Below are 12,527 nucleotides of genomic sequence, written 5' to 3'. Positions count from 1 at the left end.
ATGGTGATAAGATGAAGATTGATTATGAAATTGATTATGAAAAAGTTGGTTTAAAAGTTGGATTAGAAATTCATCAACAGTTAAATACAAAAAGAAAGTTATTCTGCCACTGTCCTACAATTTTAAGAGATGATGAGCCAGATGGAGAAATCATAAGAGTTTTAAGACCTTCATTAAGTGAGATGGGAGAAGTTGATAGAGCGGCTTTAATAGAAGCAAGGAAGGGGAAAAAATTCATCTACCAATTTTATAACGACACAACTTGCTTAGTTGAGTTGGATGAAGAACCCCCTCATCCACCAAGTGAAGAGGCATTAAAGATAGCGTTAGAAGTTGCTTTATTAATGAATATGAAGGTTGTTGATGTTGCATATACAATGAGAAAGATCGTTATCGATGGCTCTAACACATCAGGATTTCAAAGAACTATATATCTGGCAAGAGATGGGTTTATAGAAACATCTGAAGGAAAAGTAGGAATAACAAGCTTATGTTTAGAGGAGGATGCTGCGAGAAAAATAGAGGAGAGAGGAGATGCAGTTGTTTATAATTTAGATAGATTAGGAATTCCGTTAGTCGAGGTCTCAACCGCTCCAGATATAAAAACCCCAAAAATGGCAAAAGAGGCAGCGAGAAGGATTGGGGAGATATTAAGGGCTACTGGAAAAGTTAAGAGAGGTTTAGGGACAATAAGACAAGATATAAACATATCAATTAAAGATGGGGCAAGAATAGAAGTTAAAGGAGTTCAGAATTTGGACTTAATTGAAAAAGTTGTTGAAAATGAAGTTATAAGGCAGATAAACTTATTAAAAATTAGAGATGAATTAAGAAAGAGAAATGCTGAGGTTATTGAGAAAATATTTGATGTCAGCGAGATATTTAAGGACTGCAAATCAAAAATCATACAAAATGCTTTAAAGAAAAAGAATGGAAAAGTTAAAGCAGTTTTATTAAAGGGCTTTGCTGGTTTAGTTGGAAGAGAGATCCAACCAGGAAGAAGATTGGGAACAGAGTTTTCAGATAGAGCCAAAGTTATAGCTGGTGTTGGAGGGCTTTTCCACACTGATGAGTTGCCAAAATATGGCATTACAGAGGAGGATGTTAAAAAACTTAGAGAGTTTGTTAATGCAGAGGAAAATGATGCTGTAATTATCGTTGCAGATGAAGAGAGTAAGGTAGATAAAGCATTAGAGGCAGTTATAGAGAGGGCTAAGGAGGCATTAGTAGGAGTTCCAGAGGAAACAAGGAAAGCGTTAGAGGATGGAAACACTGCCTATTTAAGACCTCTGCCCGGAGCTGCAAGAATGTATCCAGAGACAGATATTCCTCCAATAACCATAAAGAAGGAGTTTATTGAAGAAATTAAAAATAATCTGCCAGAACTTCCAGAAGAGAAGTTTGAGAGGTTTAAGAAGGAGTATAAATTAAATGATGAATTAGCAAGAAAAATGGTTTTGAGTTATTATGTTGATTTATTTGAAGAACTCTGCAAGAAATTTAAGAACATTAAGCCGATCTTAATTGCTACAACGTTGGAAGGAACATTGAAGGAAATAAAAAGAGAGGGTTATGATATTGACAAATTGAAGGACAAACATTTAGAAGAAACCTTTAAAGCATTATCTGAAGGAAAATTAGCAAAAGAGGGAATTGTTGAGGTCTTAAAGGGCTTTTGTGAGTTTCCAGATAAAAGTATAGATGAGATATTAGAGATTAAAGGATTGAAGGGTTTATCAAAAGAAGAAGTCGAAAAGATCATTGAAGATATAATTAAAGAACATTTAAATGTGGTTAAAGAAAAAGGAGAAAAGGCCTATGGATTTTTAATGGGTAGATGTATGGCAAAATTAAGAGGAAAGGCAGATGGAAAGTTAGTTAATGAAATTTTAAGAAAAAAATTAAAAGAAATTAGTAATTAAACTAATGAATATTTGAGGTTATAGGGATAAATGGATAGAGTATTTTTATCCACCTAAATATATAATTTTTAGTCCTTTAAGAGATCATGTGTTATGCAAAATATTAAACCAGATAAAAAATCAATACTAAAAATAACCAAATCAAAAAACAATAATAACTAAACGTGAAAAAAGGTGATAAGATTATGAAAGTGGACTTTATCCAGGGAAATCAGGCATGTGCAAAAGGAGCAATAAAAGCAGGATGTAGATTTTTTGCTGGCTATCCTATAACTCCATCTACTGAAATAGCGGAGGCAATGTCAAGAGAACTACCAAAAGTTGGCGGATATTACATACAAATGGAGGATGAGTTAGGAAGTATTGCTGCGGTTATTGGGGCAAGTTGGGGTGGTTTAAAAGCAATGACCGCAACCTCAGGCCCAGGATTTAGTTTAATGCAGGAAAATATCGGATTCGCATATATGACTGAAACCCCCTGCGTTATTGTTGATATTCAAAGAGGGGGTCCTTCAACTGGACAACCAACCTCCGCGAGTCAGGGAGATATGATGCAGTGTAGATGGGGAAGTCATGGGGATTATGAAGTTATTGCATTATCTCCAAGTTCAGTTCAAGAGATGTATGATTTTACAATAATGGCATTTAATTATGCTGAGCAGTATAGAATTCCAGTTTTTGTGATGGCAGATGAGATCGTCGGACATATGAGAGAGAAAGTCATATTACACGATAACATTGAAGTTGTTAATAGAAAAACACCAAATGAAAAGCCATGTAAAAAGCCATATCCTTTCGACAAGTTAATTCCCGAAATGCCTGTTTTTGGAGAAGGATATAATGTCCACATAACTGGATTAACTCATGATGAAAAGGGCTATCCTGATGTTTCCGCTCAAACACACAACAAGTTAGTTAGAAGAATAGTTAATAAGATAAGAAAAAATAAGGAAAATATTATTAGATGGGAAGGAGAGAACTTGGATGCGGAAATAATGTTTGTATGTTATGGATCTCCTTCAAGAACTGTAAAACATGCAGTTAGAAATTTAAGAGAAAAGGGCTTGGATGTTGGATACATAAGATTAATAACTGTTTATCCATTCCCTGATGAACTTCTAAAAAAGATTAAAGCAGATAAAGTCGTTGTTCCAGAAATGAATTTAGGACAGATATACTATGAAGTTGAAAGAGTTTGTAAAAGATCTGAGGTTATTTTGGTAGATAAGATTGGAGGAGAACTACACAGACCCGAAGAATTAGAAATGGCAGTTTTAGGCCAATAGATGTTTTTAAGTTTTTTTAATCCATTCATAAACTCTGTTATAGGTTGTTTGATTCATCGACTCCCATGTAATTAACTATTTTTTTAGAGATATATTTCTTCCAGTGCTTTCTTAAATAAGTCATTTTCATCCTCAAAATTCATGTTATCATCCTCCCAGCAATATTTCCAATTATTGGCAGTTTAAATTTTTCTCCACCAGATGCTTTGTAAGCTCCGACAATGCACAATATAACATATACAATAAGCCAAACTATTAAAAAGCAATAAAATGCATTATCAAGCAGTGGTGGCGTGGAATACATGAGATATAATCCAAAGTAAAGATATATTGTGGCAATTCCGGTTCCAACCAGTAAATAGATTACAACCAATAATAAGGCCTGTAAAGAATGAAATTTAATGAATCCATTTTTATTAAATATAATTAAAAACAACAACGGCACTACAAACAATAAAATAAACGTTGAGAGGTAAGATAATGAAGCAACAATATTTTCTGCTTTTGTATCCATTTTTTCACCATTTACTTTTAAATTTCCATTCAAATATCTTTTCATTATCATCGGCTATTTTATCTATAAGCATATATATAATCATCAATCTAAGCATATAAATCTCCCAAGGCAAGTATTCATTATATGCATGATAGTTTTGATTTAATGTAACTTCAATAATTGCCAATATAATTCCTGTAAATAGCCAAATAACATCTATTTTTAACAATTTCTTTACCATTAAACTATCCCTATTAAAAAAATAAATCCCAATTAATATACATGTTGAAAATAAAAGTATGATAATAACATAACATAGATAACCAATTGCATAAGTAATTGAACTATTAATTGTTGAAGAAATCATAGAACCAATAATAGCGTTTAATACTAAAATAAAAAAACCAAATAAAAGCCCCAATTAATAAACCTAATCTTCTATTTTTTAATTTTTTTATTTTATATTGTTTGATTTCATTTTGATTCATATTATCACCGCAAAAATTTAATTAATAGTATTAATAAAATTCCTCCAATTGCAAATATATATGTTATTTAAATTTAAGAGTATAAGAATGAACAAATAAACAATTGAAAATAACAATCCAAATTTAAGGGCATTATTTTCATTCTCTTTATCCCTCCAAACAGTGAAATAAGCTAAAATCATTATTATAGTTAAGAATAACCAATAATTTATGAACTCTCCAAAAAATCCATATACAGGATTCTGATGCATTATTAATGAAAGGATAATCCAAGATATTACAAACAAGGAATATAGAAACAAACTCATTAAATTTTTCAACTTTATTTTAAAATTATCATCAAAAATTAAAACAATATATCCCAAATACCAAACTAAAAACAATGAACCTATTTCATAATTTAATTCAAAATTTTTAACGGAAAATATTAAATTTAAGAAAGAATAAATTATAAATGGAAAAATTACTATGAAAATTTTTTTAATTAGAGGATTGGACATTATTTCACCAAGATACTTTAAATAAATATTTTTTGATAAGGAAATAACTGCAAAGGATTACAATTATCCCTCCTATCCATAATACGCCTTGATTTTTATATGATATATATGTAGATAGTGCATCCCCACTTACTAATATAATAATTAACAATATTATGGAATATATAAATATTCCGACAATTATGGAAATGGTGGATATTTTAAATTCTTTGATAGTTTTTGGATTACCATCTAAGCATGCTCCAAAGAAACCAAATAAAAAAATCATTAAAAATATAAATAAAAATAAAGTAGATGATTTTAATGGATAAAATTTATTAGGTATTTTTAAATAAGGATCTATGAACAATAAATAATAAACCATACAAAAATACCCAAATAAAGCTCCAAAAATCATTCCAATTATTGTAAAAATCCCAACATTTCTAAGTAATTTTAATGATTTTTTATTCATTATATCACCAAATATTGAATTTTTAACTCTTGACAATAATTAAGTAGTTTAAATTTTCCCATTAATCTTAAATAGAAGAATCCTAAAGAATTCACAAATGTAAATAGAAGATAAATTATTATGCTAAGAATTATCTAAAATGGAAATGGGAAAATAATCCACATTATAATAAATAAAACTCCACATAATAAGTAAGATATTTTAAAATTTTTAACGTCTGTATTGATATTTTTTCCCAATAAATAATAGCAATAAATTAATCCGAACAAAATAAATAGTTGCTCAAAAACCATTCTATATGGTGTTATTTGAGGGATAAATGAATAATTTATTATTCTTATGATAAAGATAGTTAGTCCTACGATGCTCAATGGTATAAACGATATTACTATCTTTTTATAAATATTTTTTATGTCTAACTTAAGCAATTTTTTAAATAATAACAAAAATAAAGCAATAATCCCAAAATACACAATAGATTTTACAAAACTCATCAATAATATAATTAAGATAATCCAATAGGGATTAAATGAACCCTGCCAGAAAAATAATAAAGCTAAAAGTCGTGGTAAGTAAAATAAAAAGGTAATCAACCATCCAATTAATATATATTTTATTATGTGATTATTCATATTACCACCATTTTAAATCTAAAATCATTTTTTAAAATTTATACACAATACTGTTGTATATGATAATAATATCAAAAATATGGCAGTTATTTTTATGAAAAACACAAGTAGTGGATTACTTTTTCCAATTAGATAATCACCAATTACTAAAAGAGCGGTAGATAATGACATGACAACAATTGGGATCATTACGAACAACCACGCTATTATTAAAGAATTTACAACCTCTTTTTTTCTTTCTTTATTTTTAAAATAAGTTCCAATACTTATAAGCAAAAATAGTATAAACCATCCAATTAATATACCAACAGCTTCATACAGTATGGAATAAACTCCCTTAGAAAAATAAGAAGAACCATAACCACAGGCGTAATATATAACTCCAATAAATGAAATGGTGCTTCCAATAAATTTTAAAGTTGATTTTATGCATTTTAAGTGTTGTTTTATTTCATTTAACATAGATTTCACCACCAAAATAATATTAAAAAAGAATAATGTTAAAATTAAAAAGAATTATACTTCATTAAATCCAATAATATCGACATTTGCTCCTGTAGAAATCGCTACAAATATTATGCCAATTTCATTACTACTTATAGCAAAACGCTCTACGGCTTTTTTAAATAAAGTCTCTATTCCTGAATAGCCAATAATCTTATCCATTACAGAACTACTTCCTCCAAGAATTAATATTCCATGTTTTCCATAACCTGCGTTGAATTTTAGTGGCACTTTTAAATGAACTGACCAAACAAACCATCTATCTTTACAGAAGTGATAGCTTTGAACTGAATTGCCAGTATAATAATTCCATGATCCTATATATTTTGCACCCGTGGCTTTTTCAGGATATACTGTCATATCTTTTGGGAAAATGGTTATTATATCATAGTTTCCCCATGGCACTTTATACACATAAACATTTAAGTTTCCTTCACCGTTATGTTTAACTTTATATAATCTAATCCATCTATATTTTAATATAATATTATCGTTAGATATTTTTGAAAGGTATTTTCCAATATCTATTGTTTTACAGGAAATTACTCCACTTCCTGAAAGTGTGGAATCCATAATCGTCCCTAAACCTGCTCCTCCTCGTAAAGGAATTTTTTTATTATTCGGTATTTTAGATATATTCTCTGACAAACTTGTTGATGTAGCAAAAACGCTCCCTACAACGCATAGCATAGCCACTAAGGCAAAAATTTTAAATATTCCTTTGCTCCATAGTTTCATAATACCCCTCTTTATTTGGTAGTTGGGCTTTATTTGGCTCCGCCTCTATACTGAGGCATCATCGCCAGCTATTTTTTACTTTACCTTTGTAAAGTTATATTTATCAATCCTTTGATAGTTTTATCTTAACTTTTTAATATTTAAACCTTACTAAGTAGTGTTTTTTTTTTGCAACATCCATAAACAACTTAGTAAAGTATAAAAAGAGAGATATTAAAGTTCTCAATAAGATAAAATAGTAAAGAGTTTAAAAAATTAAAAATAAATAATCAATTAAGTTGTTATGAATTAAATTAACAAAATATAACCAAATAACGGTATTTTTTTAATAGAAATAGACATCTATCATCAAATCTTCAATAGTTTTTATTATCTTTTTTAAATGTTCTTCATTTTTTACTCCCTTAGCTGTAAAAACTCCCCCAGTAAAGTTCATTGCCATTAAAGGAATTTCTATAACTGCCCCATCAACCTCTATGATTCCAAACTCCATTTTAGCTCTTTTAACAATTTTCATTTTTGATTTGTCCAACTCTCCTCCCACAAAAGTTCCCATAACAAAACCTTTTTTAAAATCCTTAGATTGGATTAAAACCTTATCTTTTTCTGGGTTAAATTTCTCTATTTCTTTAATCATCTCCTCTCTATCTTTAATCCATTCATAAACCCAGTCAGGAGCTGTTTGATTCATCGACTCCATGTAATTAACTATTCTTTTTAGAGACATTATTGCAAATTTAATTTCCGGCTTTGTTTCTTCAATACCTTCCACTACCATTTCAAAAAATTCATCAATTATATTATCTGAGAGTTTTTCTTTTTTAATCATCAAATTGGTTATTTTAATAAAAAAACTGGCATATAAACTTAAATAATCAGTTTTTCCTTCCAATTCAGAAAGTATTTCCTCGATTTCTTTAATCTTTCGTAGATTCCCTTTAGCAAAAGCTATAAGAGACGCCCAATCTAAATAATAAATGGCATCATCATAATTTCCTTTCTCTTTCTCTTCCAGTGCTTTCTTAAATAAGTCATTTTCATCCTCAAAATTCATGTTATCACCAAATTTAAAAAATTAAAAATTAGAGAAATTTAAAGTTCTCCCATCATCTTTGGAAACGCCTCATAATATCTTTTTTTCATGGTATTAACATCTAAATCAATAATACCTCTCCCATTAACTTTTATTTTTAACCTATTTCCACCTACTTTTCCAATTACGTGAGCAGAGCTTAACTTATTTAACACTTTATCTTTATTCTCCTCTCTAACTGCCAAAATTATTCTTCCAGAGGTTTCTGAAAACAATAAGACATCATCTCTTAAATTATTTTTATTATATGAAGTTAAATCCACATCTAAGCCAATATTGTTTAAAACTGCCATTTTAGCCAAAGCTATTGCCAAACCTCCTCTTGAGCAATCCACCGCTTCACTAACCAATCCCTCTTTTATGATCTCTCTAATTTCTTTATAGATCTTTTTCTCCTTCTCTAAATCAACTCTTGGAACTATTCCCTCTTCGGTATTGTGTATAACTTTATAGTATTCGCTTCCACCCATCTCATCTCTTGTTTCATTTGTAATTATTAATACATCTCCATCTTTAATTTTATTACCTAAAACTCCAGGAACTTTTTCAACATCCTCGACCTTACCTAATACAAATATCGCAGGAGTTGGGTTTATTGGAAATTCCTTTCCTTCAATAACTGTTTCATTGTATAAACTTACATTTCCTCCAACAACTGGAATCTCGAAAAATTCAGCGGCATCTGCTAAGCCCTTTATACACTCTGCCAACTGCCAAAATCTCTCTGCCCTCTCAGGATTTCCAAAGTTTAAGTTATCGAGCATAGCCATTGGTTCAGCTCCGACTGTTGCCAAATTTCGCACTGCCTCAGCAACAGCATTTAAAGCCCCTACATAAGGGTTTAATTTACAATATCTCGAATTACAATCGGTTGTTAAGGCAATACCGGTAGGATATGTTTCAAGTATCCTTAAAACAGCTGCATCTTTTCCTGGTTTTATGATAGTTCTTATTTGGACTTCGTGATCATACTGCTGATAAATCCATTCTTTTGAGCAAATATTTGGGCTTTCTAAGAGTTTTAGTAATACTGCATTTAAGTCCTCTGGCATTTTTATTTTTTCTTTATCATCTTCTTTTTCTTTTAAGTCCTCTTTTGCTTCTCTATCATATAAAGGAGCTTCACATAATAAGTCAAGTGGTAAATTAACGACCTCCTCTTCGTTATATTTTGCAATAATCTTTTTCTCTTTAATTGTTTTACCAATAACTGAGGCAGGCAACTCATATTTTTTAAATATCTCAATTATCTCTTCTTCACTTCCCGGTTCAACAGCCAATAACATTCTCTCCTGACTTTCAGAAATCATTATCTCATATGGAGTTAGTGGCTCTCTCAATATTACATTTTCTAAGTAAAGCTCACAACCAACTCCTCCTCCATAACACATCTCAGATGAAGCCCCCGAAAGTCCTGCAGCTCCCAAATCCTTCATTGCCTTAACTTTACCTGTTTTTACTGCCTCTAAAACAGCGTCAATTAAACATTTTTCAGAGAATGCATCTCCAACTTGGACACTTGGTCTATCTTCCTCACTTTCCTCAGTTAGGTCTTTTGATGCAAATGAAGCTCCGCCTATTCCATCCCTTCCTGTTGATCCAACCAATATTAAAGATAGACCTGGCTCTTTTGCCTTACCTGTTATTATTTCATTCTCCTTAACTAAACCGACACATACAACATTAACCAAGTTGTTATAATCAAAAGAACTATCAAACTCACATTCTCCTCCAACCGTTGGAACTCCAATCCTATTTCCATAGTCCCCAATTCCTCTCACAACCCCATCAATTAACCATCTAACTTTATCTCCTTCTTTTCCAAATATGTCTCCAAATCTTAGAGGATCTAATAATGCAATTGGCTTAGCTCCCATTGACAAGACATCTCTAACGATCCCTCCAACTCCTGTGGCTGCTCCGTTGTAGGGATCTATATATGAAGGGTGGTTGTGGCTTTCCATGGCTATTGCTAAGCAAATATCGTCTTTTAACCTAATTATGGCAGCATCATCTCCAATTCCAACAACTATGTTTTTTGATGTTTTTTCATTTACTGTTTTAGCAAACATTCTTAAGAGTTTTTTTGATGTTCTGTAAGCACAATGCTCACTCCATAAGTTTTCAAACATTGCTAACTCTATATCGTTTAATTTTCTTCCTAAGGTATTTTCTATATATTTTATATCGTTCTCGTCCATAATTACACCTTATCAGATTTTTAAATTAGGTTAAATTAAAATTAAAATTTAAGTTTTAAGTTAAAATTAAAAAGAGTATTGAGTTAATATAAATTTTTTGGTAGCATGAATTTATTTACCTACATTTAAAATTGAGTTAAATTTTTTGTATATGCTTTGATATTCTCACTATATATAAAAGAAATAAAAAAACATGATGAAAAATAGAAAAATAAAAGATAAAAATGACAATCAAATAAATATTTAAAATATCAAATAAATTATTCGCTAAATATCTCCTCTTCTTTAAAGAACAACTTTATTTCTCTTTCGGCACTTTCTTTTGAGTCGGATGCATGAATAACATTTTCAGGAGTTTTTGTAGCAAAATCTCCTCTTATAGTTCCGGGTTCCGCTTCGATAGGGTTTGTTTTTCCAATCATTTTTCTTACAGCAGTTATTGCGTTCTCCCCCTCCACCACCATAGCGACGATCCTTCCAGAAGTCATGAATTTTACTAAATTTTCAAAAAAATCCTTTCCTTTATGCTCTTCATAGTATTTCTCTGCCATTTCCCTATTTAATTTTACCATTTTCATTGCAATAATCTCAAAACCTTTATTTTCGAATCTTTCAATAAGTTTCCCCACTAATTTTCTTTTTACGGCATCTGGCTTTAAAGCTACGAAGGTTCTTTCTTTCATTTTCTCACGTTGGATTATTATCAATTTTTTTAAATTTTTATATTTTTATTATCAATTTTACAATATCTACATTATATATTTAATATTTAATTTTGTATTAATAAAGTTTTTTAGATTTCGTTTTTAATATTTTCGTCAATGAGGTATTAAAAACGATAATAGATAATTAAAATAAAATCATCTCGAAAATCTTAAATATTATTTATTTCATAAAAAGTGAATTGCTACAATTTTTTGAGGTGATACCATTAAAAAAACAGTAGCCCTTCTGTTGGGGGCGATTCTGGTTTCAGCAATCTTTTTAGCCGGTTGCACGCAAAGTCAGGAGTCAAACAATACGATTAAAGTGGGATTACTCGTTGATCTCTCAGGTAGTTTAGCAACTTATGGAAATAATGAAAAGCACATATGTGAAATTGCCGAAGAAAATATAAACAACTACTTCAAAGAGAAGGGAATTCCTTATAAAGTTGAACTTTATGTTGAAGATACAAAGGCAGATCCAAATATTTGTCTTCAAAAAGTCCAAGCACTCCACGCTCAAGGGATAAACTTCTTTTTGGGCCCTATGGCAAGCGGAGAAGTTAAAAACATCAAGGGATTTGTAAACTCAAACAAACTTGTTATAATCTCTCCAAGTTCAACAGCTCCTCCTCAAATGCTTGGATTCACAAGTCCAGAACAGAAAAAATACGTATTTAGATTCGTTCCAACAGACAACTTCCAAGGAAATGCTATTGGGGACTTGGCTAAACAACTCGGTTTAAGAAATGTGGTTGTAATATATAGGGACGATGCATGGGGAGATGGTTTAGAAAAAGCAACAATAGAGAAGTTAAAGAAAAATGGTATAGATGTTGTTGCTGAAATCCCATACGATCCTAATATCGGGGATTGGAGTCCAATAATTCAAACAGCCACAAATAAAATCACTGGAAAAGGAAATGACACTGGAATAATATTTATTGGTTATGAGGAAGTTGCAACTTTGTTATCTCAAATGGATGACAACTCTCCACTGTTAAATCATATCTGGATTGGGTGTGATGGAACAGCAAATAGTAAGAAGGTTATTGAAGAAGCAAAAGATAAAGCAGAGAAAGTTAAGCTATATTCAACAATGTTCCAGTCAGAAACAAGCGAAGCTGAAAAGTTAAAAGAAGAATTTAAAAAGAGGGGCTATGGAGAGCCAGATCAATATGCTTTAAACGTGTATGATGCATTTTGGGTTGGAGCTATTTCCTATGCTCAGATGTTGAATGAGACGGGAGGAAAATACAACGCAGATCTCTTATCAAAACTGATAAAAGAAAACACTGTTAAATATTCAGAAGGACAATTCGGAGTTAAACCCGTTACTGGTTATATAAAACTGAACGAGTGGAACGATAGAGCAAGCGGGAACTATGGAATCTTCGCCGTAACAAAAGATGGATGGAAGTTAGTTGGAATCTGGGATTCAAGAACCGGAAACATCACGTGGAAAGAATAAAGTTCCATAATTTAAAAATTTAATTTTTCGATTTAATT

11 protein-coding genes are annotated in these 12,527 nt (G+C 30.7%); 3 read left to right on the top strand and 8 right to left on the bottom strand.

Features of this window, described 5'->3' with window-relative positions:
• The first annotated feature begins 11 nt into the window (after window positions 1–11).
• Window positions 12–1,922, top strand: a complete 1,911-nt coding sequence (gatE, locus tag METVU_RS03410) for a Glu-tRNA(Gln) amidotransferase subunit GatE (protein WP_015732773.1) — start codon at window positions 12–14, stop codon at window positions 1,920–1,922.
• Between the two features lie 185 nt (window positions 1,923–2,107).
• Complete coding sequence (locus METVU_RS03405) at window positions 2,108–3,208, top strand: 2-oxoacid:acceptor oxidoreductase subunit alpha (protein ID WP_015732772.1); 1,101 nt, start codon at window positions 2,108–2,110, stop codon at window positions 3,206–3,208.
• Between the two features lie 139 nt (window positions 3,209–3,347).
• Here the strand turns inward: METVU_RS03405 and METVU_RS03400 are convergent, their stop codons facing one another.
• The 8 genes from METVU_RS03400 to METVU_RS03355 all read right to left on the bottom strand — a co-directional run bounded on the left by METVU_RS03400 (window position 3,348) and on the right by METVU_RS03355 (window position 10,997).
• Window positions 3,348–3,722, bottom strand: coding sequence for a DUF4870 domain-containing protein (locus tag METVU_RS03400; protein WP_015732771.1), 375 nt, complete (start codon window positions 3,720–3,722; stop codon window positions 3,348–3,350).
• A 4-nt stretch (window positions 3,723–3,726) separates the two neighbouring features.
• Window positions 3,727–3,945 (bottom strand): hypothetical protein, encoded by a 219-nt coding sequence (locus METVU_RS03395; protein ID WP_015732770.1) that lies wholly within the window; start codon window positions 3,943–3,945, stop codon window positions 3,727–3,729.
• A gap of 751 nt (window positions 3,946–4,696) precedes the next feature.
• A complete protein-coding gene (locus METVU_RS03385) occupies window positions 4,697–5,146 on the bottom strand; it encodes a hypothetical protein (protein ID WP_015732769.1) in 450 nt (149 codons plus the stop codon).
• A 656-nt stretch (window positions 5,147–5,802) separates the two neighbouring features.
• Window positions 5,803–6,240 carry a hypothetical protein gene (locus tag METVU_RS03375; RefSeq protein WP_015732767.1) on the bottom strand — a complete coding sequence of 146 codons (438 nt, stop codon included), beginning with the start codon at window positions 6,238–6,240 and terminating at the stop codon, window positions 5,803–5,805.
• A 54-nt stretch (window positions 6,241–6,294) separates the two neighbouring features.
• Window positions 6,295–7,020: a hypothetical protein gene (locus METVU_RS03370; RefSeq protein WP_015732766.1), complete on the bottom strand. Its 726-nt coding sequence runs from the start codon at window positions 7,018–7,020 to the stop codon at window positions 6,295–6,297.
• 325 nt (window positions 7,021–7,345) lie between these two features.
• On the bottom strand, window positions 7,346–8,074 hold the full coding sequence (locus METVU_RS03365) for a hypothetical protein (protein WP_015732765.1): 729 nt from the start codon (window positions 8,072–8,074) through the stop codon (window positions 7,346–7,348).
• 38 nt (window positions 8,075–8,112) lie between these two features.
• On the bottom strand, window positions 8,113–10,314 hold the full coding sequence (gene purL, locus METVU_RS03360; RefSeq protein ID WP_015732764.1) for a phosphoribosylformylglycinamidine synthase subunit PurL: 2,202 nt from the start codon (window positions 10,312–10,314) through the stop codon (window positions 8,113–8,115).
• 260 nt (window positions 10,315–10,574) lie between these two features.
• Window positions 10,575–10,997 (bottom strand): nucleoside-diphosphate kinase, encoded by a 423-nt coding sequence (locus METVU_RS03355; protein WP_015732763.1) that lies wholly within the window; start codon window positions 10,995–10,997, stop codon window positions 10,575–10,577.
• A 271-nt stretch (window positions 10,998–11,268) separates the two neighbouring features.
• Between METVU_RS03355 and METVU_RS03350 the strand changes: the two genes are divergently transcribed.
• Window positions 11,269–12,489, top strand: coding sequence for an ABC transporter substrate-binding protein (locus METVU_RS03350; protein ID WP_015732762.1), 1,221 nt, complete (start codon window positions 11,269–11,271; stop codon window positions 12,487–12,489).
• Window positions 12,490–12,527: the final 38 nt, after the last annotated feature.

Origin of the sequence: Methanocaldococcus vulcanius M7 (genome assembly GCF_000024625.1) — an archaeon.
Taxonomy (GTDB): domain Archaea; phylum AGJL01; class Methanococci; order Methanococcales; family Methanocaldococcaceae; genus Methanocaldococcus; species Methanocaldococcus vulcanius.
The sequence above is the reverse complement of the archived record's forward strand: the minus strand, read 5'-3'. Positions and strand labels throughout refer to the sequence as shown.